General features: G+C 69.9%; 22 protein-coding genes and 1 riboswitch. Of the genes, 13 read left to right on the forward strand and 9 right to left on the reverse strand.

All coding sequences use genetic code 11. From position 1 onward, the window contains the following. Positions 1-40: 40 nt before the first annotated feature. Positions 41-520, forward strand: coding sequence for a YchJ family protein (locus ACWPXE_RS27095; RefSeq protein ID WP_094301341.1), 480 nt, complete (start codon positions 41-43; stop codon positions 518-520). Between the two features lie 15 nt (positions 521-535). Next, on the forward strand, positions 536-1,297 hold the full coding sequence (locus ACWPXE_RS27100; protein WP_454020315.1) for a YkgJ family cysteine cluster protein: 762 nt from the start codon (positions 536-538) through the stop codon (positions 1,295-1,297). A gap of 19 nt (positions 1,298-1,316) precedes the next feature. On the opposite strand, the gene ACWPXE_RS27105 is transcribed toward ACWPXE_RS27100, so the two are convergent. The 3 genes from ACWPXE_RS27105 to murJ all read right to left on the reverse strand — a co-directional run bounded on the left by ACWPXE_RS27105 (position 1,317) and on the right by murJ (position 4,770). After that, positions 1,317-1,934: a pyroglutamyl-peptidase I family protein gene (locus ACWPXE_RS27105; RefSeq protein ID WP_454020316.1), complete on the reverse strand. Its 618-nt coding sequence runs from the start codon at positions 1,932-1,934 to the stop codon at positions 1,317-1,319. Positions 1,935-2,135: 201 nt separating this feature from the next. Beyond that, positions 2,136-3,134 (reverse strand): tryptophan--tRNA ligase, encoded by a 999-nt coding sequence (gene trpS, locus ACWPXE_RS27110; protein ID WP_149165450.1) that lies wholly within the window; start codon positions 3,132-3,134, stop codon positions 2,136-2,138. A 61-nt stretch (positions 3,135-3,195) separates the two neighbouring features. Continuing rightward, positions 3,196-4,770, reverse strand: a complete 1,575-nt coding sequence (gene murJ, locus ACWPXE_RS27115) for a murein biosynthesis integral membrane protein MurJ (protein ID WP_454020317.1) — start codon at positions 4,768-4,770, stop codon at positions 3,196-3,198. A gap of 194 nt (positions 4,771-4,964) precedes the next feature. Here murJ and ACWPXE_RS27120 point away from each other — a divergent pair, with 194 nt between their 5' ends. The 3 genes from ACWPXE_RS27120 (at position 4,965) to ACWPXE_RS27130 (ending at position 9,362) form a co-directional block, all read left to right on the forward strand. Further along, positions 4,965-7,478, forward strand: a complete 2,514-nt coding sequence (locus ACWPXE_RS27120; RefSeq protein ID WP_454020318.1) for an ATP-binding protein — start codon at positions 4,965-4,967, stop codon at positions 7,476-7,478. A 182-nt stretch (positions 7,479-7,660) separates the two neighbouring features. After that, positions 7,661-8,773 (forward strand): ABC transporter substrate-binding protein, encoded by a 1,113-nt coding sequence (locus tag ACWPXE_RS27125; RefSeq protein WP_035670548.1) that lies wholly within the window; start codon positions 7,661-7,663, stop codon positions 8,771-8,773. Between the two features lie 211 nt (positions 8,774-8,984). Continuing rightward, entirely contained in the window at positions 8,985-9,362 is a 378-nt protein-coding gene (locus tag ACWPXE_RS27130) for a hypothetical protein (RefSeq protein WP_454020319.1), read from the forward strand. A 90-nt stretch (positions 9,363-9,452) separates the two neighbouring features. On the opposite strand, the gene ACWPXE_RS27135 is transcribed toward ACWPXE_RS27130, so the two are convergent. After that, complete coding sequence (locus ACWPXE_RS27135; RefSeq protein WP_014238998.1) at positions 9,453-10,385, reverse strand: replication protein RepA; 933 nt, start codon at positions 10,383-10,385, stop codon at positions 9,453-9,455. A gap of 555 nt (positions 10,386-10,940) precedes the next feature. On the opposite strand from ACWPXE_RS27135, the gene ACWPXE_RS27140 reads away from it, so the two are divergent. Then, positions 10,941-11,519: a phosphatase PAP2 family protein gene (locus tag ACWPXE_RS27140; protein ID WP_454020320.1), complete on the forward strand. Its 579-nt coding sequence runs from the start codon at positions 10,941-10,943 to the stop codon at positions 11,517-11,519. Between the two features lie 22 nt (positions 11,520-11,541). Here the strand turns inward: ACWPXE_RS27140 and ACWPXE_RS27145 are convergent, their stop codons facing one another. Further along, positions 11,542-14,343 carry a [protein-PII] uridylyltransferase gene (locus tag ACWPXE_RS27145; protein ID WP_454020540.1) on the reverse strand — a complete coding sequence of 934 codons (2,802 nt, stop codon included), beginning with the start codon at positions 14,341-14,343 and terminating at the stop codon, positions 11,542-11,544. Between the two features lie 252 nt (positions 14,344-14,595). On the opposite strand from ACWPXE_RS27145, the gene ACWPXE_RS27150 reads away from it, so the two are divergent. Then, positions 14,596-14,916 (forward strand): hypothetical protein, encoded by a 321-nt coding sequence (locus ACWPXE_RS27150; protein WP_237904506.1) that lies wholly within the window; start codon positions 14,596-14,598, stop codon positions 14,914-14,916. 22 nt (positions 14,917-14,938) lie between these two features. Here the strand turns inward: ACWPXE_RS27150 and ACWPXE_RS27155 are convergent, their stop codons facing one another. Next, entirely contained in the window at positions 14,939-15,475 is a 537-nt protein-coding gene (locus tag ACWPXE_RS27155; RefSeq protein ID WP_454020321.1) for a hypothetical protein, read from the reverse strand. Between the two features lie 194 nt (positions 15,476-15,669). Here ACWPXE_RS27155 and mutS point away from each other — a divergent pair, with 194 nt between their 5' ends. Continuing rightward, positions 15,670-18,312: a DNA mismatch repair protein MutS gene (gene mutS / locus ACWPXE_RS27160; RefSeq protein ID WP_454020541.1), complete on the forward strand. Its 2,643-nt coding sequence runs from the start codon at positions 15,670-15,672 to the stop codon at positions 18,310-18,312. 376 nt (positions 18,313-18,688) lie between these two features. On the opposite strand, the gene ACWPXE_RS27165 is transcribed toward mutS, so the two are convergent. Beyond that, positions 18,689-18,886 carry a hypothetical protein gene (locus ACWPXE_RS27165; protein WP_014239005.1) on the reverse strand — a complete coding sequence of 66 codons (198 nt, stop codon included), beginning with the start codon at positions 18,884-18,886 and terminating at the stop codon, positions 18,689-18,691. Positions 18,887-18,962: 76 nt separating this feature from the next. Next, positions 18,963-19,475: an STAS domain-containing protein gene (locus tag ACWPXE_RS27170; protein WP_454020322.1), complete on the reverse strand. Its 513-nt coding sequence runs from the start codon at positions 19,473-19,475 to the stop codon at positions 18,963-18,965. Positions 19,476-19,602: 127 nt separating this feature from the next. Continuing rightward, positions 19,603-19,682: riboswitch (SAM riboswitch) on the forward strand. A 76-nt stretch (positions 19,683-19,758) separates the two neighbouring features. On the opposite strand from ACWPXE_RS27170, the gene metZ reads away from it, so the two are divergent. Together metZ and ACWPXE_RS27180 are read left to right on the forward strand one after the other, a co-directional pair. Next, a complete protein-coding gene (gene metZ, locus ACWPXE_RS27175; protein ID WP_237904502.1) occupies positions 19,759-20,967 on the forward strand; it encodes an O-succinylhomoserine sulfhydrylase in 1,209 nt (402 codons plus the stop codon). A 111-nt stretch (positions 20,968-21,078) separates the two neighbouring features. Beyond that, a complete protein-coding gene (locus tag ACWPXE_RS27180) occupies positions 21,079-21,594 on the forward strand; it encodes a phasin family protein (RefSeq protein WP_454020323.1) in 516 nt (171 codons plus the stop codon). Positions 21,595-21,685: 91 nt separating this feature from the next. Here the strand turns inward: ACWPXE_RS27180 and ACWPXE_RS27185 are convergent, their stop codons facing one another. Further along, positions 21,686-22,876, reverse strand: a complete 1,191-nt coding sequence (locus ACWPXE_RS27185) for a penicillin-binding protein activator (RefSeq protein ID WP_454020324.1) — start codon at positions 22,874-22,876, stop codon at positions 21,686-21,688. On the opposite strand from ACWPXE_RS27185, the gene rsmI reads away from it, so the two are divergent. Genes rsmI through ACWPXE_RS27200 form a run of 3 tightly spaced genes read left to right on the forward strand, consistent with a single transcriptional unit; the run spans position 22,870 to position 25,043 of the window. After that, the gene (rsmI, locus tag ACWPXE_RS27190; protein ID WP_404801035.1) at positions 22,870-23,811 is read left to right on the forward strand and encodes a 16S rRNA (cytidine(1402)-2'-O)-methyltransferase; all 942 of its coding nucleotides are present in this window, start codon (positions 22,870-22,872) and stop codon (positions 23,809-23,811) included. The genes ACWPXE_RS27185 and rsmI overlap by 7 nt on opposite strands. Next, positions 23,808-24,176: a YraN family protein gene (locus ACWPXE_RS27195; RefSeq protein WP_454020325.1), complete on the forward strand. Its 369-nt coding sequence runs from the start codon at positions 23,808-23,810 to the stop codon at positions 24,174-24,176. The genes rsmI and ACWPXE_RS27195 overlap by 4 nt, the downstream gene beginning before the upstream one ends. Before the next feature lie 33 nt (positions 24,177-24,209). Next, positions 24,210-25,043: a SirB1 family protein gene (locus ACWPXE_RS27200; RefSeq protein ID WP_454020326.1), complete on the forward strand. Its 834-nt coding sequence runs from the start codon at positions 24,210-24,212 to the stop codon at positions 25,041-25,043. The last annotated feature ends 17 nt before the right edge of the window (positions 25,044-25,060 follow it).

Genomic DNA, 25,060 nt, shown 5'->3' on the forward strand with positions numbered 1-25,060 from the left:
TGCCACACCAGCCCCGGACCCACCGACGGACCCGCGCGCCATGACCTCCTCCGCCTGCCCCTGCTGTTCGGGCCTTTCCTTCGAGACCTGCTGCGGCCCGATCCTGGCCGGCGCGCCCGCCGCGACCGCGGAGGCGCTGATGCGGTCGCGCTACACCGCCTTCGTGCGCCACGACCTCGACCATGTGGAGCGCACCCACGCGCCGGAGATCCGCGAGGACTTCAACCGCGCCGAGGCGGAGCGGGTGGCCGACGAGTGCGACTGGCAGCGGCTCGACGTACTGCGCGCGACGGAGGAAGGCGACGAGGGCACCGTCGAATTTCTCATCCATTTCCGCCGCGACGGCCAGGACATGCGCCATCACGAGCGCGCGTCCTTCCGCCGCCTGGACGGCCAGTGGCTCTACAGCGCCGGCGAGGTGAACCCGAAGGGCGAGCCGCGCCGCGTCGTCAAGGTCGGCCGCAACGAGCCCTGCCCCTGCGGGTCGGGGAAGAAGTTCAAGGCCTGCTGCGGCCGCTGAGGGCGAACCCGGATCATGGAACCGCGCTTCGCCTGCACCGCCTGCGGAAAATGCTGCCACGGGCTGCTGCCGCTGACGCTCACGGACGCGGTGGTCCACGCCGTCCGCTTTCCGCTGGCGCTGGTCTGGACGGTGGTGCGGTCGAACGCCAAATCCTACGACCTCGCCACCCGGTTGGGCACCACCGTGCGCCTGCCCAACCGCAAGACGGTGGCTGTGCTGATCCAACCCACCGCCTACCTGCCGAACCATTTCCCCTGCCCGGCGCTCCAGCCGGACAATCTCTGCGGCATCCACGCCGACAAGCCGTCGCGCTGCCGGACCATGCCCTTCTACCCCTACCGCGAGGAAAAGGACCAAGCCGACCTGCTGGTTCCGCGCAAGGGTTGGGAGTGCGACGTCTCGGCGGAGGCGCCGGTCGTCTACCGCAACCACGCCATCCTCGACCGTGCGGACTTCGACCGCGAGCGCGCCGAGCTGCTGGAGCAGGCGCCGGTCATGCGCGTCTACGCCGACTATATGCTGAAATACATGCCCTGGATCGTCAACGAACTGGCGAAGATGGCAACGGCCCCGGCGGGGGGGAAACTGGTCACCAGCCTGTCCTCCTTCCTGACCGCGACGCGGCGGACCGATGCGCGGGAACTGGCGGCAGCCCAGGTGCCGCTGATGCAGGCGATGGCCGAGCGCACCCGGAACGATCCGGCACTGGCGGAGTTCCACAAGAACTACGCGGGCTGGGCCAAGGAGATGGAGCGGCTGGCGCAGCGCCCCTGATCGCGGCGAAGCCAGGGGGTCAGGCGGCGATCCCCAGCCCCTGGCGCAGCAGCCCGACCAGCACGCGCAGCGCCCGTTCCTGCTGGTCCAGCGTGAGGCCGGAGCGGCCGGGCTGGTCGGCGACCTGCTCGGGCAGCGGCGGCAGGTGGACGAAGCCCATGGGAACGTCAAGGTCCGCCGTCTCGATCACGTGGCGGGCGCGGTAGAACAGGTGGTTGCAGACGAAGCCGCCGGCGTGGTCGCTGAAGGTCACCGGCAGGCCGGCGATGGCCAGCTCGCGGATCAGCGTGGGGACGGGCAGGGTGGAGCCGTAGGCGGTCGGCCCGTCAGGCTCGATGACGTCGTCGGTGCGCATCACGCCGGCGTTGTCGGCCTGCTCGCTTTCGTCGCGGTTCCAGGCCAACCGCTCGATCTTGATGTATTCGGACCCGGCGGCCATCCCGAAGCACAGGGCGGCGGCGGGCCGGTGTTCCTCCAGCAGGGTGGCGAAGGCCGCGCCGCAGGCGTCGTATTCGACGGGAAGGACCGCGGTGACGATCCCCGGCTCGCCGGCCAGCCGCTCCATGAGGAGCGCCGTCGGGTTGACGGCGTGATCCCCGAAGGGCTGGAACCCGGTGAGCAGGATGGGAGCCGTCACGGCGGACGCCTTTCGGTCGGAGTGGTCAAGAACTGCGGCTATGGCATTCCAAGTCCCCTCTCCCCTCTGGGGAGAGGGTTAGGGTGAGGGGGTTGAGCGTGTCGATATGTCCGGCAAAAGCGCAACCCCCTCACCGGCCCTTCGGGCCACCCTCTCCCCAGAGGGGAGAGGGCTAAGAAGGCTGAACCCAATCATTTTAGCTCAAGGACGCAGAAGGCCGATGATGTCCTTCACGCCGTTCAGGTTCGTCTCGGCGATGGCCGCCGCGCGCTCGCCGCCGCGGCGCAGCAGGCGGTCGATTTCCGCCTTGTCGTCCAGCAGCTCCTTCATGCGGGTGGTCATCGGTGCCAGCTTGGCGACCGACAGGTCGACCAGCGCCGCCTTGAAGCCGGAGAACTGGGCGCCCGCGAACTGCTGCACCGTCTGCTCGCGCGTCTGGCTGGACAGGGCGGCGTAGATGGTCACGAGGTTGTCGGCCTCCGGACGCTTCTCCAAGTCGGCCACATTGTCCGGCAGCGGCTCCGGATCGGTCTTGGCCTTGCGGATCTTGGTCGCGATGGTGTCGGCGTCGTCGGTCATGTTGATGCGCGAATATTCGGACTCGTCCGACTTGCTCATCTTCTTGGTGCCGTCGCGCAAGGACATCACGCGCGTCGCCTCGCCGAGGATCTGCGGCTCGGGCAGCGGGAAGAACTCGGTGTCGTAGCGGCGGTTGAAGGCGCCGGCGATGTCGCGGGCCAGCTCCAGATGCTGCTTCTGGTCCTCGCCCACCGGGACGTGGGTGGCCTTGTAGAGCAGGATGTCTGCGGCCATCAGCACCGGGTAGGAGTAGAGGCCGAGGTTCGCCATGTCCTTCTGCTTGCCGGCCTTCTCCTTGAACTGCGTCATGCGGTTCAGCCAGCCGAGCGGCGTGTGGCAGGAGAGGATCCAGGCCAGCTCCGAATGGGCCGGGACGAAGGACTGGTTGAAAAGGATGTTCTTCTCCGGGTCGATGCCGGCGGCGATGTAGGCCGCGGTGACCTCGCGGATGTTGTTGCGCAGGACCTCCGCGTCCTGATCGATGGTCAGCGCGTGCAGGTCGACGACGCAGAAGATGCACTCGTAGCTGTTCTGCAGCTCGACCCAGTTGCGCAGCGCCCCCAGATAGTTGCCGAGGTGAAGCTGCCGGGTCGGCTGCATGCCGGAGAAGATGCGGTTCACGGGAGGACTCTCGCTCGAAACTTCTGGAAGGCGGCTGTTATCGCCCCGGAACCGGGCGGGGTCAAGACACGGGCGGCTCCAATTCCGGAGTGCCCTTGCGCAGGAAGCCCTTCAGGTCGGCCAGATCGGTGGCGCCGGTCAGCTGCGCCAGCGTCCCGAACACCGCCACGCCGCCGCCGACCAGCAGGGCCAGCGCGCCGAAGCGGACCAGCGTGGACGCGGCCTCCAGCCCCGGCGCCAGCAGCGCCGCGCCGGCCAGCAGCGCCGCCCCCATGCCCAGCGCCGCCGCGGCGATGCGCGGCGCGCGGCCGAGGAAGCGCCCGTCGAGCTGCAGGAAGCCACGGCGGCGCAGCGCGTGGCCCAGCAGGGCGAGGTTCAGCCAAGCGGTCAGCCCTGTCGCCAGCGCGATCCCCACATGCCCCAACACCGGCATCAGCGCGATGCCCAGCGCCAAGTTGGCGACGGTCACCACCACGGCGACGCGCACCGGGGTCGCCGTGTCCTGGCGGGCGAAGAAGGCGGCGTTCAGCGCCTTGACGATGACATGGGCGGGAATGCCGATGGCGTAGGCGGCCAGCGCCCAGGCCGTCGCCTGCGCCTCCGCCGGGCCGAAGGCGCCGCGCTCGAACAGCACCGACACGATGGGCGCACCGGCCACGCCCAGCGCCACCGCCGCCGGCAGGCCGAGCAGCAGGCTGAATTCCAGGGCGCGGCTGAGGTAATGGCGGACCATCCGCTCGTCCCCCGCCGCGGCGTGGCGGGCGAGCACGGGCAGCAGTGCTGTGCCGATGGCGATGCCGATGACGCCCAGCGGCATCTGGTTCAGCCGGTCGGCGTAATAGAGGAAGGACACCGCGCCCGACGGCAGCAGCGAGGCCAGAACGACGTTCAGGAACAGGTTGATCTGCATGACCCCGGCGCCGATGGCCCCCGGCCCGACCAGCCGGAACAGGCGGCGCATCCCCTCGGTCATCCGCGGCCGGCTCAGGCGCAGCGTCACCCCCGCCGCCCGGCAGGCCCAGCCCATCCAGACCAGCTGCACCACGCCCGACAGCGTCACCGCCGCGGCCATCGCCCGCCCCGGCTCCAGCCCCAGCCGCGGCGCGGTCAGCAGGGCTGCAATCAGCGTCAGGTTGAAGGCGATGGGGGCGGCGGCGAAGGGGCCGAAGCGGTCCAGCGCGTTCAGCACGCCGCCCAGCAGCGCCACCAGCGAAATCAGCGTCAGATAGGGGAAGGTCAGCCGCGCCATGTCCACGGCCAGAGCGAACTTCGCCGGCTCGTCCACGAATCCCGGCGCCAGGGCGTGCATCAGGGCGGGCATCGCCAGGATGGCCAGGGCGGTGAAAGGCAGCAGCACGCATAGCAGGATGGCCAGCGCCTGCTCGGCGAAGGCCACCGCGGCTGCGCGCCCGTTGCGCTGCAGCTCCGCCGCGAACAGCGGGACGAAGGCGACGCTGAAGGCCCCCTCCGCGAACAGGCGGCGGAAGAAGTTGGGCAGCTTCAGCGCCACGAAGAAGGCGTCGGCCACCGGCCCGGCGCCGAGCACCGCCGCGGTCAGAATGTCGCGGGCGAAGCCGGCCAGCCGGCTCAGCAGCGTCAGGCTGCCGACGGTTGCGATGGCGCGGGCGAAACTCATCCGCCGACCATCCCGTTCGGCGCCGATCCTTGCGGCGGCGGTACCAAAGAACCCGCAAAAGTTTGATTGCTCTCTATTTCCTGTATCATTGGTCGCCGGTTTGTCCATTGAAGGGGGAAGTCGGCTGGCGCATAATGACCATTAGGCAGTGTTTGAGGTCGGCAGTGCGACGATGGATCGCTTTTCCGCGGGGGATGGAGGCTCGTCTCGTTTTTCCCGCCGTTGCGGTCGCCGTCGCCATCGCGGCGCTTTGGTGGACGCTGCTGACCCGCATCGACCGTGAGGAACGCTTCCTCGACCAGACGACCCGCCAGCACACGGCGGCGATGGCGCAGCTGGTCGAGGAACAGGCCATCGCCACCTTCCGCCGGCTGGACGATCTTCTGATCGACGTCGCCTCCCATGTCGAAAAGGACATTCCGCTCCTGATTCCCACCCGGCGGTCGTTCGAGGAAGGCTTGGCCGCCTCCATCCGGATTTACGACGCGAACAGCTGGCTGTCCATGGGCTTGGGGCGGACCACCACCCGCAATCCGGTGCTGGAGTGGGAGGAGTTCGCCCGGCACAAGTCGAACGCCCACCGGAAGGGAAATCAGAAGGGCTTCGTCATCGGCCTGCCCTTCGTCGGCCCGGGCACGTCGGATGTGTTCATCCCGGTGTCGCGCCGGCTGGAAGGGGCGGACGGGACGTTCCGCGGCGTCGCCGTGGTGGACGTCCCGGCGGAGATCTTCTCCCGCTTCTATGGCCGGTTGGACCTGCCGCGCGACAGCTCGGTCGCCATCGCCCGCGCAGACGGGCCCCTGCTGGCCCGCCAGGCCCTTCAGGATCAGGTGTTCGGGCGCAGCTTCCGGGGCTCCGGCCTGTGGCCGGAGGCCGGCAGCGGAACGGTCCGGCACCATCGCGTCGTCAGCCCGGTGGACGGGGTGGAGCGCATCTATGCCTTCCGCGCCTCTGCCGACTACCCGCTGATGACGGTGGTCGGCGAGTCGGTGGAGACGGTGTTCGGCGCGTGGCGGCAGAACCGCTTCTATTCCATCATCTGGGCCGCCGCCGCCACCGCGGTGATCCTGCTGTTCACAACCGCCTTCCTGGTGGAGCTTCAGCGGCGGCGCCACGGCGACCGGGCGCTGCGCATCCGCAACCGTGCGATGGAATGGAGCGGCGACGGCATCCTGATCGCCGACGCCACCCGGCCTGGCGTGCCGGTGGTCTACACCAACCCCGCCTTTTCCCGGCTGATGGGGATCGGCCCCGGCGCCGCCGACGGGCGCGCCGCGCGGGAGGTGCTGGCCGGGCTGATGGGGGACAAGGCGGGGCTGGGCCCGCTGTGCGACGGCGCCGAGGACGCCGGGGACATGAGCGCGGAGTTCCTGCGTCCCGGCGGCGCCGCGGGACGCGGCGCGCCGGAGGTCTGGCTGGAGCTGCGCGCCTCGCCGGTGCGCGGCGCCGGGGGGAGGCTGGTCAGCGTGATCGCCACCGTCCGCGACATCACCGAGCACAAGACCGCCCAGGCCGCGCTGGCCGAGGCGCGGCGGGAGGCCGACCGCGCCAACATCGGCAAGTCGAAGTTCCTGGCGGCGGCCAGCCACGACCTGCGCCAGCCCGTGCAGTCGCTGATGTTGCTGATGGAGGCGCTGTCCGCCCGCGCCACCGATCCCGCCATGCGCAAGATCCTGACCACCATGGACCGCGCGCTGGGCGCCCTGAAGATGCTGCTCGACGGGCTGCTGGACGTGTCGCGGCTGGAGGCCGGGGCGGTGGAGCCGAAGCGCGCGGTCTTCCCGGTGACCGAGCTGCTGGACCGCATCGCCGCCAACAGCCGCCCGGTGGCGGTGCGCAAGGGGTTGCTGCTGCACATCATGCCCTGCGGCGCCCATGTGGACAGCGACCCGATGCTGCTCGGCCGCATCCTGCAGAACCTTGTCGAGAACGCGCTGCGCTACACCAACCGCGGGCGTATCCTGGTCGGCTGCCGGCGGCGCGGCGCGGTGCTGCGGATCGAGGTGTGGGACACCGGCATCGGCATCCCGACCGACCGGCAGGAGGACATTTTCCAGGAGTTCGTGCAGGTCGGGAACGCCAGCCGCGACCGCGACCAGGGGTTGGGTCTCGGGCTCGCCGTGGTGCGCCGGCTGGCCGGCATGCTGAACCACCCGGTCAGCCTGCGCTCCGAACCGGGGCGCGGATCGGTCTTCCGGGTGGAGGTGCCGCTCGCCGATGCTCCGGCCCCGGCCGAGACGCTGCCGGGAGACTTCCCCGTGACCGCCCGCATGCGGGCCGGTGCCCGCGTGCTGGTGGTCGAGGACGACCCCATCGTCCGCGAGGGGCTGTGCGCGATGATCCGGCAATGGGGGCACGAGGTGTTTCCCGCCGCCAGCTTCGGCGAGGCGGTGGAGGCTTTGCGCCGCCACCCCGATCCCGACGTGATCGTCGCCGACTACCGGCTGGGCGAGGGGCACACCGGCACCGAAACCATCCGCGAGGTGCGGCGGCGGTCGAAGCGCCCGATCCCCGGCATCCTGGTGACCGGCGACACCGCCCCGGAGCGTCTGGCGGAGGCCGAGGCCGGCAAGTTCAGCATCCTGCACAAGCCCGTCCTGGCCGACGATCTGCGCCGGGCCATCGCGCTGGCCCTGGCCCCGGCCGCGCTGGCCCCACCGGCGCCAGCCACGCCGTCCGGCGCAGCGTCGCGCGAATTGGTCGACTGAACCAGCCCTTTGCCATTCTAAAGGCCGTGTCATGCGCCGGGCGTGCGGCAGCCCGTGCCTGTTTGCCCATTGCGTCGAACCCGTCCCTTTGCTTGTTTGCCTGTTTCGGAGGCAGCGTCCGCGGTCTCCGACCCGAAAGCGTTCGACAAAAAGAACCTGTTCCCGGAGAGAGGAATCCACCCATGATCCGTGCGAAGCTGGCTGTGACCGCCGCCGCCGTCGCCTTGGGGGCCGGCCTGTGGGCCGGGGCCGCCCAGGCCGACATCACCATCGCGCTGGCCGGTCCGATGACCGGCGCCGCCGCCGCCTATGGCGAGCAGACCCGTGCCGGCGTCGAGGCCGCCGTGGCCGACATCAACGCCAAGGGCGGGCTGCTCGGGCAGAAGCTGGTCCTGACCATCGCCGACGACGCCTGCGACGCCAAGCAGGCGGTGGCCGCCGCCAACAAGCTGGTGAGCCAGAACGTCGCCGCGGTGATCGGCCATGTCTGCTCCGGCGCCTCCATCGCCGCCTCCAACGTCTATGGCGAGGAGGGGATCGTGATGATCTCCCCCACCGCGACCAGCCCGCAGCTCACCGACCGCGGCCTGAAGAACGTCTTCCGCGTCTGCGGCCGCGACGACCAGCAGGGCGAGGTGGCGGCCAAGCTGATCGCCGACCGCTACAAGGGCAAGAAGGTCGCCATCGTCCACGACAAGCAGGCCTACGGCCAGGGCCTCGCCGACGACGTGAAGCGCCGCCTGAACGCCGCCGGCATCACCGAGGCCGCCTTCACCAGCATCACCGCCGGCGAGAAGGACTATTCCGCGCTCATCACCCGGCTGAAGTCGGACGGCGTGGACGTGCTCTACTACGGCGGCTACGACCAGGAGCTGGGTCTGATCGCCCGCCAGGCCGCCGACCAGCAGTTCCGCCCGCAGATCATCGGCGCCGACGGCATCCAGCCGCAGTCCTACTGGAACATCGCCGGCGACACGGCGGAAGGCACGCTGTTCACCTTCTCGCCCGACCCGCAGCGCAACCCCGCCGCCAAGCCGGTGGTCGAGGCTCTGCAGGCCAAGAACATCCGCACCGACGGCTTCACCCTGTTCGCCTACGCCGCGGTGCAGACCTACGCCGAGGCCGTGCAGAAGGCCAACAGCGCCAAGTCCGACGCCGTGGCGAAGGCGCTGCGCGCCGGCCCGTCCTTCGACACGGTGGTCGGGTCGCTGTCCTTCGACGACAAGGGCGACCTGAAGCAGCCGGGCTATGTGTTCTGGGCCTGGAAGAACGGCGAGAAGGTCCAGGTGGACTGAGTCCATCCGGCCGATTCGGAAAGGAAGGCGGGGCCGCGGTGCCCCGCCTTTTTTCTGTCCGCCTGATTCCCGGCCCGCCCGATTCTCCAGTGGGTCGGCGATTGCCAAGGACCGGTGCGAACCTTTTTCCCCGTCGCCGTGTTTGCGCAGAGGTAACTGCACACCGTCATTGGGCAGGGAGGCCGCGATGCATCGCCACGCCGGACGCCGTTTGCGCACTCGCAGGACCGCCGGGATCATCCTGTGCGCCAGCCTTCTCGGCCTCGGCGCCTGCGCCTCGCTGGGACCGCCGCGCACCGCGGAGCCCGCGCCTGGAGCGGTGGAGGCGCTGGACGGCATGGTGAAGGGACCCTGCAACCGTCCCGTCGCCTCCGTTCTGGCCGGGGAGGGGATTCCGGTCGGGCAGTTCCGGACCGCGATCTACAGCGAAGCGCGCACCGGGCCGAGCGCGCGGGTGTCGCAGTACGAGATGTGGCTCTATCCGCGCGACAAGGCCGGCGTCCTCATCGTCAAGATGGACGAGAGCTGCCGCCCGATGCAGGTCTACACGCGGGAAGGCGGCAACGTGCAGGCCTTCAAGGCGGGGTAGGCGTCGCCTCGGCCGCTGGGGCTCTGGCAATCGCCGACTCCGATTCCGGAGCCGGGTGGGTTGGCAATCGCCGACTGACCCGCCGCCGACTCACCCGCGCGCGGCGGGGAGGATCTTGCGCTCCGGAATCGGCGGGGGCGAGGGGTAGAGCAGGACGCCGGTGTCGGAGAACTCCACCCGCGCCGCCTCGTAGACGGCCAGCGCCAGATCAAGCGCCACGCGGAACTCCGGCTTGAAGTGCTTCAGCTCCTTGTAGCCGCCGCCGAACTGGGTGAAGAGCGCCTTCCAGGTCACCGGAATCGGGTCGCGCAGCACATGCAGCCGGTAGGCCAGCCAGACATAGACGTCGATCGCCATCGAGCAGCCGCCGATGTGGCGGATCGCCGGCTCCCAGATCGGGACGGGGGAGCGCTTCAGCGCGGCGAAGAAGGTTTCCGACAGTTGCACCGTCTCGCGCCACAGGGTGCCCTGGCCGTCGTCGTCGCGCAGGCGGATGCCGCCGTTGACGATGTTCTCCTTGGCGAAGCCCTCGGCTCCGTCCTTGTCCCAGAAGAAGGTCAGGCGGCACAGGTTGATGCGGGTCGCCTGCTCCTGCACCGCCTTGTAGGTGGACCCGCCGGCCGAGACGCCCATGCGGTCGAGCCAGTCGTTCATCGAGCGGCCCAGCTCGATCTCGCGGCTGTTGTCCTGGATGGCGCGGGTCTGGAGATAGAGCAGGATCAGCCGCGCCTTGGCGCCGTAGGGGACGCCGACCGGCATCAGGCTGCCGTCGCGCTTGCGCTCCTTGCCCGGTTCCACCAGCAGGGTGACGCGGCCCTGGTCGCGGCGCCATTCGGCGTCCGGCGCCAGCTTCCGGTGGGGCAGGCTGGTCAGGCAGAAGCCGGAGTAGGTGATGCCCAGCGCGTTGGACTCGTCCTCCAGCACCGCCGCCGCGACATCGACGACGCTGGCCCGCTTCGGGTCCACGAGGTTCCGCGCCTCGCGCCGGCCATGCGTCATGATGAGTTGGTGCACGTCGCCCATAGGTCCCCCCGTCCATTCTGCCTGCAGTCGATCATGCACCGTCCGGAGAGTCCATTTGGCGATCGCCGACGAGGCTAATTGAGACCTAATTGCTGGAGTCTATTTGCTAGGTCGGCGATTGCCTGGGGACGACTCGGGGGTGCGTCGGCGATTGCCAGAAGACTCGTCGGCGTTCGCCAAGGGACCGTGTGGGAATCATCGGAGACTCGGCCCAGACTTAAAGCGACTCGGGCATTGGTCGGCGATTGCCAAGGCGGGGTGGAGCGGGCGAGTCGCGACTCGGGATTTCATGGGGTGATCTTGGCGATGTCTGGCCGATGTCTGGACCGGCGGTCGGCGATTGCCAAGGCGCCACGGTGGGCCGGTTTGGCAATCGCCGACTCCTCCCTCTCCTCGGCGGGTGAGGGGAAGCGGCATGGTCGGCGATTGCCAAGGCGGCGCCCCTCCGCGCCGGGCACTTCTGCCTTGCGGGGCCATGCGGGCACGAAACGCCAGCGCGGCTGTTTACGCTTGGCCTCCGCGGTGATTGGGGGCGTGCTTTGGGAGATCCGCGAGATGAGCGATGAGGGTTTCACGGACCGCGTTCTGGACGGCGTGAACGGGCTGGACGGAACCGCCCGCCGCAAGGCCGTCGCCCTGGGCGCGGAGGTGCCGGCCCTGCGTGACGGGCTCCAGGTGCCCAGCTCCCGCATGGTGCTGATGCCGGCGCTGGGGGCGCTGTGGGCCGCCGGGCTGGGCATGGAGAAGCCGGGCTGGTCGCGCCTCGCCCGGCAGGGGTTGCTCGCCATCGCGCTGGGGACGGTGGCCGGCAAGGGGATCAAGCGCGTCGTCTGCCGCGCCCGCCCGAACGAGGGCCGCGACCCCAGCCGCTGGGGCAAGGCGGACGGCAAGCACGCCTCCTTCCCCTCCGGCCACGCCATCAACGTGTCGGCGCTGACCACGGCGGTCGGGCTGAACCGCGGCCTGTCCTCGGCGACCATGGTCAGCCTGGGCTTCGCCGCGGCGGTGGGCTGGTCGAGCCTCGCCACCGAACGGCACTGGGCGTCCGACTATGCCGCCGGCATGGCGACGGGCGTGCTGGCCGGTCTGGCCGCCGAAGTGATCGACGGCTGGGTGGAGGACCAACTGTCCTGAGGAACGGGCGTCACCCCCGTCCTCACCCCGCCGGGTCGGCGAGCGCGTGCAGCAGCCGTTCGCGGATCTGGGCCAGCTTGCTCTCGTGGGTGACCTTCAGGCCGAAGACGTCCTTCACATAGAAGACGTCGATGGCCTTCTCCCCGTAGGTCGAGATCTTCGCCGAGGAGATCTGCAGGGTCAGGTTGGTCAGCGCGCGGGTCAGGTCGTAGAGCAGGCCGGGGCGGTCGCGCCCGTTGACCTCGATCACCGTGTGGGTGGTGGAGGCGTTGTTGTCGATCAGCACGCGCGGCGGCACGTGGAAGACGCGGGTGCGGCTGGCGTGCGGGGCCTTGCGCTTGGTCAGGTCGTGCAGCGGCTTCAACTGGCCGGACAGCACCTTCTCGATCATCACCGACAGCTTGGCGAGCTTGTCGCCGCTCTCGAAGGCGCCGCCGCCCGCCGCGTCCTGCACGGTGAAGACGTCCAGCGCCATGCCGTTGGTCATCGTGAAGATGCGGGCGTCGACGATGTCCGCCCCCGCCGCCGCCAGCGCCCCGGCGAGGCGGGAGAACAGACCGTGGTGGTCGGTGGCGAAGATCGTCACCTCGGTGATCGCCCGGCCGCGGTCGATGCGCGTGTTGACGGTCAGCGGCCGTTCGTCGCGCAGCGCCTCGCGGACCAGCCGCGCCTGCCGGCCCAGCGTCTCCGCGTCGAAGGCCAGCCAGTAGGCCGGGTAGCCGAGCGCGAGATGCCGTTCGAAATCGGCATCGTCGAAGTCGGACAGCTCGGCGCGCAGCGCTGCCTGGGCGGCCTGGATGCGGCGCCCGCGCCCTTCGACCGACAGGCCGCCGGACATCACCTCCTCCGAGCGGTTGTACAGCTCGCGCAGAAGCGTGGCCTTCCAGTTGTTCCAGCGCTGCGGGCCGACCGCCCGGATGTCGGCCACCGTCAGCACCAGCAGCAGGCGCAGCCGCTCCGGCGACTGGACGAGCGAGACGAAGTCGCGCACCGTCTTGTCGTCCTCCAGGTCGCGCTTGAAGGCGGTGTAGGACATGGCGAGGTGCCAGCGCACCAGCCAAGCCACCGTCTCCGTCTCCTCCGCCGTCAGGCCGAGCCGCGGGCACAGCTTCTCCGCCACCCGCGCGCCGAGGATGGAATGGTCGCCGCCGCGGCCCTTGGCGATGTCGTGCAGCAGCACGGCGACGTAGAGCGCGCGTCGCGACACCACCTTGTGGATCACCTCCGACGACAGCGGCAGCTCGTCGGTCAGCTCGCCCATCTCGATCTTGTGCAGGATGCCGAGAGCGAACAGCGTGTGCTCGTCCACCGTGTAGACGTGGTACATGTCGTACTGCATCTGCGCGACCACCCGGCCGAAGTCGGGGATGAAGCGGGCCAGCACCCCGGCCTCGTTCATGCGGCGCAGCGTGATCTCCGGGTCCTTGCGGCCGGTCAGGATCTCCAGGAACAGCCGGTTGGCCTCCAGGTCGGCGCGCAGCTTCGGCCCCACCACCGACAGCGAGCGCGTGATGGCGCGCAGCGCGTTGGGGTGGATGTCGATGTCATTCTGCTGGGCGGTGTGGAACAGCCGGATCATGTCCAGCGGCTCGTCCTTGAACTGGCGGTCGCTGCGCACGTTCAGCCGCTCGCCGTCCACCACGAAGCCGTCCACGTCCTTGCGGCGGGCGAGTGCGGCCAGCCGCAGGATGTTGAACTTGGGCGGGCGCTTCGATTCCGCCTCCAGCGCCGCGCAGAAGATGCGGGTCAGGTCGCCCACGTCCTTGGCGACCAGGAAGTAATGCTTCATGAAGCGCTCCACGCCCTTGGTCCCGGCGTGGTCGGTGTAGCCCATGCGGTTGCCGATCGACGTCTGCACGTCGAAGGTCATCCGGTCCTCCATGCGCCCGGTCAGGTAGTGCAGGTGGCAGCGCGCGGTCCACAGGAAGTTCTGCGCCTTGGCGAAGCGCTGCGCCTCCTCCGGCAGCAGCACCTTCTTGCCGACCAGATCGTCGACGTCCTCGACCCGGTACAGGTACTTGGCGATCCAGAACAGGGTCTGCAGGTCGCGCAGGCCGCCCTTGCCGTCCTTCAGGTTGGGTTCCAGCACGTAGCGGCTGTCGCCCAGCTTCAGGTGGCGGTTGTCGCGCTCGGCCAGCTTGGCCTCGACGAATTCCGGCCCGGTGCCGGCCACCACCTCGCGGTCGAAGCGGCGGCGCAGCTCGGTGAACAGCTTGCGCGGACCCCAGAGGTAGCGGGACTCCAGGATGGCGGTGCGGATGGTGACGTCGGCCTTGGACTGGCGGATGCAATCGTCGACGCTGCGCACCGCGTGGCCGACCTTCAGCCCGAGGTCCCACAGGATGTAGAGCATGTACTCCACCACCTGCTCCACCCGCGGGGTGCGCTTGTAGGGCAGCAGGAACAGCAGGTCGATGTCGGAGAAGGGCGCCAGCTCGCCCCGGCCGTAGCCGCCGGTGGCGACGATGTCGAACACCTCGCCGGAGGTCGGATTGGGCGAGGGGAAGATGTGGGTGACCGTGAGGTCGGCCAGCGAACGCACCACCCCGTCGGCGAGGTAGCAGTTCTGCCGCACGCAGTCCTCACCCGATCCCTTGGCCTCGAAGCGGGCGCGCACCTCCGCCCGCCCGTCGTTCAGCGCGCCGCGCAGCCGGGCGATCAGGGCGGGGCGCAGCTTGTCGCCGGTCCCATGCTCCGCCACCAGCTTCTCCAGGTCCTCCGCCAGCTTGCGCCGGGACAGGATCGCGCGCTTGTTGGGGATGTTGGCGGTGCCGGCGTCCTTGGCGTCGGACGCGTCGGCGGAGGCGGCGCGGGTGGAGAGCATCGACAAAACGTGAGCCTTCCCAGGGATGCGAGGGGTGCGACGAACCGTGCGGCGTCCCGACTATAACGGGAAAGAGGATAATTCGCACGCGGCACACCAAAAGAGGCTGCCGTCTGTTTCCTGCATGATCCAACTGGGAGCGCTGCTGCGACGGCTGTGCTGGAACGGTCGTGCTGTGATGGCCGTCACTGACGCGCTCCATTCCAAAGAGGTAAGGAGTCGTCCGTGAGACACGCGCGAGGGAGGCCATTGATGATCCCGAACCCCGGAACGGCACGGCGGGAGCTGGCGAACCTCGGGAACGCCCTGACCCTGGCGGAGCGCGGTCTGCCGCGTCACACCCCGGCCGAGCTGATGGCCTGGCTGGTGCACGCCCTGGCGCTGTGCCCCGGCTCCATCGGCGACGCGCTTTTGTTCGAGATCTGCGGCACCGCCACCGACGCCAAGGCCTCCGACGCCATCAAGATCGCCCAGATCCGCAAGGGCTGGGCCGCGGTGGTGCGGGCGCAGTTCCGCCTGCGCGGGCTGACCGTGGTCGGCGGCGGAGGCGAGAGGCGCGCCTGCGCCGCCTGACGGACGGCGTTTCCTTCCCCGCCTACTCCTCGCGCACCGACAGGTGGATGTTGGCGCCGCCGTTGCCTTCGAGGATCTCGGCGGCCTCCACTTCGTCCTCCACCTCGGCGGTGCGCACCCACAGGATGACGCCGCCGGCCTCCAGCGCGCGGCTGAACTCGTCGGTGTCGGGGTGGCTGGTCAGCTCGTCCAGGTAATCCTTGATGGCGACGCCGCCCAGGCCGGCGGCGACGATGGCCGCCAGCGGCGCGGCGATCGGGCCGCCGACGATGGCGAGAAGCCCCGCGGTGGTCAGGGGAAAGGCGTATTTCAGCTCGCCCACCAGCCCGGTCAGAGCCTCGTCCGACGGGGCCTGCGGGCGCTGGTCGGCGACCTCCAGCGAGGTGTGGCTGGCCAGCACCGACAGGTCGTCGCGGTCGAAGCCGGCGTCCAGAAGGGCGGCCACGGCCTTGTCGAACGCCTCGCGGGTCTTGAACAGGGCGACGACCTCGCGCACCTCCCGGACGGTGTCCTGGCCGTTCGTGGTCCGGCCATCAGTGTTGTCGGGCGCTTGCGTCACGGCGGTCTCCTTCAGCTTCGGCTTGCTCGTTCTACGGGCATCGAACAGTCTAACGAAGCGGTCATCGCGGCACCAGCGCGGGCGTGCTAGGGTGCCGCCCCGACCTTGCCCGACACAACGCAACCGGTTGAAGACCCGTGTCCGACGCGCCCGCCGCCATTTCGCCCCCCGCCATTCCTCCCGACGCCACCCCGATGATGGCGCAATATCTGGAGATCAAGCAGGCCCATCCCGACTGTCTGCTGTTCTACCGGATGGGCGATTTCTACGAGATGTTCTTCGAGGACGCGGTGAACGCCGCCCGGACGCTGGACATCGCGCTGACCAAGCGCGGCCAGCATCTGGGCGAGGACATCCCGATGTGCGGCGTCCCGGTCCACAGCCATGAATCCTACCTGCAGCGCCTGATCCGCCAGGGCTTCCGCGTCGCCATCTGCGAACAGATGGAGGACCCGGCGGAGGCCAAGAAGCGCGGTTCCAAGTCGGTGGTGAAGCGCGGCGTCATCCGCATCGTCACCCCCGGCACGCTGACCGAGGACAGCCTGCTCGACTCCCGCGCCTCCAACTGGCTGGCCGCGGTGGCGGAGGCTGCGGGCGGCCTCGGGCTGGCCTGGCTGGAGCTGTCCACCGGCGAGCTGGTCGTGCAGCCGGTGGAGCGCGCCGGGCTGGGCGCCGCGCTCGGCCGCCTCGACCCGCAGGAGGTTCTGGTCTCCGAGAAGCTGTGCCAGAGCCCCGACCTCTACGAGCTGTGGGGCGAATGGAAGTCCCGCCTGACCGTGCAGCCGACCCCGCGCTTCGACAGCGAGAACGGGCGGCAGCGGCTGCTCACCCTCTACGGCGTCGGCACGCTGGACGCCTACGGTCCGTTCTCCCGCGCCGAGGTGGCGGCGGCGGGCGCCCTGGTCGCCTATGTGGAGCTGACGCAGAAGGGCCGCGTGCCGCGCCTGTCGCCGCCGCGCCGGCTCGGCCCCGGCGCCGTCATGGAGATCGACGCGGCGACCCGCCGCAACCTGGAGCTGACCCGCACCCTGACGGGCGACCGGCGCGGCAGCCTGCTCGCCACCATCGACCGCACGGTGACCGGGGCGGGGGCGCGTCTGCTCGCCGCCCAGCTCTCGGCGCCGCTGACCAACCCCGCGGCCATCGCCAAGCGGCTGGACATGGTCGAATTCGCGCTGAACGAGGAGCGGCTGCGCGGCGACCTGCGCGAGGCGCTGCGCCGCTGCCCGGACCTGGAGCGCGCCCTGTCCCGCCTGACGCTGGGGCGCGGCGGTCCGCGCGACCTCGCTGCCGTGCGCGACGGTCTGGCCCAGGCCTCAGCCATCCGCCTGCTGCTCAACGGCCATCCCGGCGGCCCGCTGCCCGACGGGCTGGGCGCCGTGGCCAAGGGGCTGGGCGAGCACAGCGAGCTGGTCCAGCAATTGACGCAGGCGCTGGCGCCGGAGCTGCCGCTGCTCGCCCGCGACGGCGGCTTCATCGCGCGCGACTATTCCTACGCGCTGGACGAGCTGGTGACCTTGCGCGACGAGAGCCGGCGGCTGATCGCCGGGCTTCAGGTCAAATACGCCGGAATCGCCGGGGTGCCGGCGCTGAAGATCAAGCACAACAACGTGCTCGGCTATCACATCGAGGTGACGGCGACCCACGCGGACAAGCTGATGTCCGAGAAGGGGCGCGAGGTCTTCATGCACCGCCAGACCATGGCGAACGCCGTGCGCTTCGGCACGGTGGAGCTGTCGGACCTGGAGCGCCGCATCTCCGAGGCCGCCGACAAGGCGCTGGCCGTGGAGCTGGAATTGTTCAACGACCTCGTGGAGGAGGTGACCAGCCGCGCCGAGGCCATCGCCCAGGCCGCCCACGCGCTGGCCGCGCTCGACGTCGCCGCCTCGCTGGCCGAGCTGGCGGCGGAGCGGCGCTACCGCCGGCCGGTGGTGGACGGCAGCCTCGCCTTTTCGATCAAGGGCGGGCGGCACCCGGTGGTGGAGGCAGTGCTCGACGCCGGCAACGCCGGGCCTTTCGTCGCCAACGACTGCGACCTCGCCCCGGACAACCGGCTGTGGCTGCTGACCGGCCCGAACATGGCCGGCAAATCGACCTTCCTGCGGCAGAACGCGCTGATCGCCGTGCTCGCCCAGATGGGCGGCTTCGTGCCGGCGGAGAGCGCGCACATCGGGGTGGTGGACCGGCTCTACAGCCGCGTGGGTGCGGCCGACGATCTGGCGCGCGGCCGCTCGACCTTCATGGTGGAAATGGTGGAAACCGCGGCCATCCTGAACCAGTCCGGCGACCGCGCGCTGGTCATCCTGGACGAGATCGGGCGCGGCACGGCGACCTTCGACGGCCTGTCGATCGCCTGGGCCTGCGTGGAGCATCTGCACGACGTCAACCGCTGCCGCGCGCTGTTCGCCACCCACTACCACGAGTTGACCATGCTGGCCGGCAAGCTGCCGGGCCTATCCTGCCACACCATGCGCATCAAGGAATGGCAGGGCGACGTCGTCTTCCTGCACGAGGTGACGGCGGGGGCGGCGGACCGCAGCTACGGCATCCATGTGGCGAAGCTGGCCGGGCTGCCCGGCGCCGTGGTGGGCCGCGCCGAGGAGGTGCTGACCATCCTGGAATCGGGCGACCAGAACGCGGCCATCCATCGCTTGGCCGAGGATCTGCCGCTGTTCAGCGCCGCCCTGAAGCGTCCGCCGCCGGCCCCGGCGGCGTCCCCCGCCGCCCCGCCGGAGCCGTCGCGGGTGGAGGAGGCGCTGAAGTCCATCGACCCGGACAGCCTGACGCCACGGCAGGCGCTCGATGAGTTGTATCGCCTGAGGGGTTTGATGCGTTGAACGGGAATATTTGCGACGGAACACACGTCATTGTATGAAAATCCGCCGCCGCAGCGTCCCGGGCCATGGGCAAGGGGCGTTGTCATCCAAGCGGCGGGAAGGGGGTGTGGTTATTGACCCCTGGTAAGGTGCTGGTGATCTGCACGGTCATCCAGACGGTCGTCGCGATCCTCGCGCTGCTCGTCGCCGTGCTGTAACCCAGACGACGGAGGGGCGGCGCTGCAACGCCGCCCCTCTTTTCGTGTGCACGCCGTTCCGGCCATCGGCCTTTCCGAGCGCGCGGTACCGGAGGTGTCGTCTATTGACCACTGGTGCGAGAAATATAGCGCTGAACCACAGCCGCCGCAATCCCATCCCCAGGGTCATTCCATGGGCGCTACGCCCGTTCCACGGCGTCCTCGTCCATCGGGGCGCCGCGGTCATGGATAGGGGTGACGTGGCGTTGGGTAGCGGGGCGTTGCGCGTGGCGCAGCTTCTCCTCCACCGCCTCGTTCACGAATTGGTCGAGCGAGCGGCCCTCCCGCTCGGCGGCCTTCGACGCTTCGGATTCCAGCGACTTGTGCAGATGAACCATTCGGTGCCTCCCCCAACGCGGAACGGACTCTGTCCGATGCTTCAGATGGGAAGCCCGTGCCCGCGCTGCGAGCGCCCTATCCCGAAGCGCCGTCCCGATCGGAAGCGTCCGGTGGGGCGCTCGCGGGTGGCAGGAGCGGCTTGGCGTGCAGCGCGCGGGCGGCGACGGCCATGGGGTCCTCGCCCGGCGCGCAGGGATGGGTGGCGACCAGCAGGGCTTCGGGCACGCTGGCGGCGATGTAGTCGGCCACCGTCTCATACACCGGGATGATCATGGCGATGCGGGTCAGGTCCACCACCTTGCGCACCTGCCCGGACGCGCAGAGCAGGGACAGGGCCTTGCCCGCCGACAGGGCCTCCCCATTCATCACCAGCAACAGGCCGACGCCCGTGCTGTCGATGAACTCCAGCCCGGTCAGGTCGAGGAGGTGGCGGCGCTCCGGTCCGCCCGTCACGTCGGCGATGGCCTGCCGCACCGGACCGGCGTCCTGGCTGGTGAAGCGCCCGGTGAACACCAGACGGGTGAAGTGCCGCTCCTGCTCCTTGCGATACTGCACGGTCCGCACCCTTTCCTGACGTCCGGCGGCCATGATCCGGTCCGGGCCTTCGCTGGGCAAGCGGGCGGCGGCCTGCGGTCCTGCGCGATGTTGACGCAGGTCGCCCTCTTTTTGTCACGGCCTCCTTGTCCCTTGACGCCGCGCCGCGGCGGTCCTACAAGCGGGGGCACGTGGTGATTTGGTCGACCGGCTTGCGGGCCACGTAAAACAACCCGCTAAAAAGGTCCGAGCCGCGTCCGCGCCTCGACCCGATCGGTCGGGGCGTTTTTTGTTTTGCCGGTCTGCCCCGCCGGCGGACAGAGGAGACAAAGCGGCCATGGCGCGCACCGATCATCGCAATCCGAACGTCGCGGGGCTTCGCCCGCGTTCCCGTCTGGTCCATGGCGGCGTCCGCCGCTCGTCCTTCGACGAGACCTGCGAGGCGCTCTACCAGACCTCCGGCTTCGTCTACGGCTCGGCGGAGGAGGCGGAGAGCGCCTTCGTCAACGACGGCTCCCGCCACGTCTATTCGCGCTTCCGCAACCCGACCACGGCGATGTTCGAGGACCGGCTGTGCGAGTATGAGGGGGCGGCCTGGGCCTACGCCACGACCAGCGGCATGGCCGCGGTGCACGGCGCCCTGTGGTCGAACCTGCGCACCGGCGACCGCATCGTGGCGCCGCGCTCGCTGTTCATCTCCTGCTATTGGGTGATCAAGGAGCTGTCGGCCCGCTTCGGGGTCGAGGCCGTCTTCGTCGACGGCACCGACCTGTCCCAGTGGGAGGAGGCGCTGGCCAAGCCGACCAAGGTCGTCTTCCTGGAAACGCCCAGCAACCCGGGGCTGGAGGTCGTCGACCTGCGCGCGGTCAGCGCTCTCGCCCACAAGGCCGGGGCCAAGGTGGTGGTGGACAACGCCTTCGCCACGCCGGTGCTGCAGCGCCCGTTCGAGATGGGGGCCGACGTCGTCATCTATTCGGCGACCAAGCACATCGACGGCCAGGGCCGTTGTCTGGGCGGCATCATCCTGACCAACGACAAGCAGTACGGGTCGGACGTGATCCACCCCTACCTGCGCCACACCGGCCCGACCATTTCGCCCTTCAACGCCTGGCTGCTTCTGAAGGGGCTGGAGACGCTGGAACTGCGCGTCTCGGCGCAGAGCGCGGCGGCCCTGACCGTGGCGGAGTTCCTGGAAGGCCACGCGAAGGTGGAGCGGGTGCTCTACCCGGGCCTGCCCAGCCACCCGCAGCACGATCTTGTCCGCAGCCAGATGACCGGCGGCGGCACCATGCTGTCGATCTTCCTGAAGGGCGGCAAGGAGGAGGCCTTCCGCGCCCTGAATGACCTGCGGATGGTGATGATCTCCAACAACCTTGGCGACTCCAAGAGCCTGATCACCCACCCCGACACCACCACCCATTCCAAGCTGACGGTCGAGGAGAAGGCGGCGGCGAACATCCGTCCGAACCTGCTCCGCCTGTCCGTCGGGCTGGAGGACGCCCAGGACATCGTTGAAGATCTCGACCGCGCGCTCGCTTCCCTGTAAAGACTGGACCCGGAACCAAATGCTGCAGTGCAGCGTTGGCGTCCGGGTCACGGTTTTTTTGGCCCGGCCGGGGCTTTTGGTCCGGTCGGGTCCTTTGGTGAGGTGGAGCGAATGGCGAGACGCAAGGCCGGCAACGGCGAACCGACGCAACGCTTTCTGACGGTGGCGGGCGATCTGACCCGGACCGGCGTCAAGACGGGCGAGATGGGGGTGGCGGCGGCCCAGACGATCGGCTACCGAACCGCGATGATGGCGGCGGCCATGAACAACCCCATCGACCTCGCCAACCCGGAGTTCGTCCGCATGGGCTCCGAGAAGGTGGAGGCGATGGTGGAGGCCACCCACGCCGTCGCCAAGGGCATCGGGGAAATGCAGCAGGCCTGGATGACCCTCATGCAGGGCCAGCTTCAGGTCGCCATGGTGATGGTGACCGGCCTCGGCCAGTGCCGCAACCCCGCCGACTTGATGGAACTGCAGCGCCGCACCGTCACCGAGTCGGTGGAGGCCGGGATCCACGCCGCGCTCTACATGGTCGAGTCGGCCACGGCCCTGACCCAGGCCGGCATGACCCCTGCCTACCGCACCGTCCGCGCCAACGCCCGCCGTCTGGCGAAGCAGCACGGATAAGGTTGCGGTTCACCACGAAGGCACAAAGACACGAACTTTTCGTGCTCTTGTGCCTTCGAGGTTAAGAACTTTCTGTTTCAGCGCTTTGCGATCACTGCCCCAGCACTTCGAAGCTGGACGGGGCGGGATCGATCACGCGTGGGCCGCTGGGGGTGACCTCCAGAACGGCCAGACCGCGCTCCACGACGCCGTCGGCGCGCAGGCGGAAGACGCCGTCCATGCCTTCGAAGCCGTTGGGGTTGTTCAGCGCCGCGCGGTCGAAGCGGCCCGACGCGTCGGGCATCTTGGCCAGCACCGCGGCGATGGCCGTTGCGTCGTAGGACAGGGTGGCGATGCGCGGCGGCTTGCGCCCATAGGTCCTCTCGAAGCGCGCCTCGAAGTCGGCGCGGCTCTGCGGGGACGGGGCGGCGAACCAAGCGCCGGCCAAAGCGGGTTCCTGGCCCAGGCCGGGTTCGTCCCACAGGCCGGTGCCGAGCAGCTTGACCTGCTGGGTGTTCAGCCCGTTGGCCGACAGCGCCGACGCCAGGCCCTGGGCGCGCGGCCCGCCTTCGGCCAGCATGACCGCCTGCGGCTGCACGCCGGCCTGGGTCACCTGCCGCGCCGGCTGGGCGAGATCGGTCACCGCCGGGTCGTAGCGCTCGACCTGCGCCACCTGCCCGCCGAACTGGCGCGAGGCGGCCTGCACGGCGTTGACCACGGCGTCGCCATAGGCGGTGCGCGGGGCCAGCGCGACGTAGCGCGTGGCGCCCCGCGAGCGGGCGAAGCCGATCACGCGGGTGACCTGATCGGCGGGCACGAAGCCCAGCACGTAGGTGCCGTTGCCGGCCTGGGTCCAATCGTTGGTGAAGGCCAGAACGTCCACGCCCGCGGACTGGGCGACCGGCTTCACCGCCGCCACGTCGGCGGCGAACAGCGGGCCGAGGATCAGGCTCGCCCCCTCGGCGATCGCCTGCCGCGCCGCATCGGCGGCGCCGGTGGGCGTGCCCTTGGTGTCGCGGGGCAGCAGCTCGAACCGGTCGCCGGCCAGATCGAACAGCGCCATCTGCGCCGACTCCAGCATGGCCTGCCCGATGGCGGCGCTGGACCCGGACAGCGGCAGCAGGATCGCCACCTTCAGGGTCTGCGGGGCGGCCGGAACGGCGGCGACGGGCGCTTGCGGCGCTTGAGTCGGCGGCGCCGGGGCCTTTACAGTCGAGCAGGCCGAAAGCGTGCCGACAACCAACAGGGCGGCGGCAGCCCGCTGCCCCCAAGCGCGCGAGAAAGGTGTCGTCAAGCGTGCCACCAACGATCTCCACATCCGGTCCGGCGCCCGAACCCGTTTCCGGGCCCGGCGTCTCTGGTGACGCTGAAGGTAGCGAGCCGAGGGCCGCAAGTAAACTCGGCGCCGGCCTTTATGTGGTCGCCACCCCCATCGGCAACGCCGCCGACATCACGCTGCGCGCGCTCGACACGCTGCGCCGCGCCGATGCCATCGCCTGCGAGGACACGCGGGTGACGGCGAAGCTGATGGGCATCCATGGCATCCACACGCCCTTCGTCTCCTATCATGAACACAACGCGGCGAAGATGCGTCCGGTCCTCATCGGCCGCATGAAAGCGGGCGAATCCATCGCGCTGGTCACCGACGCCGGCACGCCGCTGGTCTCCGACCCCGGCTACAAGCTGGTGCGCGAGTGCGTGGCGGAGGGGGTGGCGGTCACCACGCTGCCCGGCGCCTCCGCCCCGCTGGTGGCGCTGGTGCTGTCCGGCCTGCCGACCGACCGCTTCCTGTTCGCCGGCTTCCTGCCGAACAAGAGCAGCGCGCGGCGCGCCACCGCCGGGGAACTGAAGAACGTTCCGGCCACGCTGGTCTTCTTCGAGTCGCCGCAGCGCCTGCCCGAGTCGCTGGCCGACCTCGCCGACATCCTGGGCGCGCGGGAGGCCGCGGTGGCGCGGGAACTGACCAAGCTCTACGAAGAGGTGCGGCGCGGCACCCTGCCGGAGCTGGCCGCCCACTACGCCGAGGCCGGCCCGCCGAAGGGCGAGGTCGTGCTGGTCATCGGTCCGCCCGGCGAGGAGGCCACCCCGAGCGAGGCCGACGTGGACGCCCTGCTGCGCGAGGCGCTGACCCGCCTGTCGGTCCGCGACGCCGCCGCCGACGTGGCCGCCCGCACCGGCCAGAACAAGCGGACCGTCTACGCCCGCGCGCTGGAGCTGTCACGGGAGGGGAAACCATGAGCGCGCCGGACGCCCTGCGCCGCCGGGCGGAGAATTACGGCCGCTACGCCGAGCAGCTCTGCCGGCTGGCGCTGCGGCTGAAGGGTTACCGCATCCTGGAAAGCCGCCTGCGCACACCAATGGGAGAGATCGACATCGTGGCCCGGCGGGGCGACACTCTGGCGATCGTCGAGGTCAAGGCCCGCGGCGACTGGGACACCGCGAACGAGGTGGTCAACGCCCGCCAGCGGGGCCGCCTCGCCCGCGCCGCCCACGCCTATCTGGGGGCCAACCCCCACTATGCCGGCTATGTCTTGCGCTTCGACGTCATGCTCGTTACCCCTTGGTCCTGGCCGCGCCACGTGCCGGACGCGTGGCGGGCCTGACGCGAAGGCTGAAGAAGAGGAAGGACGCCGCCCGTGACCAGCCGCGCCGAGGCCCGTGACATCCTGCGCCGCGTGGGGCAGCAGCCGGACGAGCAGATCGATCTGGCCGAAGCCGCCCTGGCGCTGGGCGCGCTGGAGGTGCCGGGCGCCGCGCTGGCCGACTACCGCCGCCACCTCGCCGACATCGCCCACGATCTGGCGGAGCGCGTCTCGCCCACCCTCGACGGGCTGGAGGCCCGCGTCTCCTGGCTGCACGAGGTCATCGTGGAGCGCCACGGCTACGCCGGCGACCAGGAAACCTACGACGACCTGCAGAACGCCAACCTGCTCCGCGTCATCGACCGCCGCCGCGGCCTGCCGGTGGCGCTGGGCATCCTGTACCTGCACGCCGCCCGCTCGCAGGGCTGGACGATGCTGGGGCTGAACTTCCCCGGCCATTTCCTGGTGCGGCTGGAGGCCGACGGCGCCCGCGCCATCCTCGACCCCTTCAACGAGGGGCAGGTGCGCACCGCCGTGGACCTGCGCGACCTGCTGAAGGCCACCGCCGGCAGCGCCGCGGAGCTGGAGCCCGGCCATTACCAGACCGTGTCCAACCGCGAGATCCTGCTGCGGCTTCAGAACAACATCAAGCTGCGCCACCTGACCGCCCGCGACGTGCCGCGCGCGCTGGAGGTGCTGGAGGCGATGCGGCTGTTCGCCCCGGGCGAGGCGTCGCTGTGGCGGGAGACCGGCCTTCTGGAGGCCCACAACGGCAACCTCGCCGCCGCCATCGCCGCGCTGGAGAGCTTCCTGGAGCTGACCGCCAGTGAACGGCACCGCCATCAGGTCGCCGCGCTGATCCAGCAGCTCAAGAACCAACTGAACTGATCCCATTTCAAAAGCCC

It is taken from the genome of Azospirillum sp. Marseille-Q6669 (assembly GCF_965111635.1).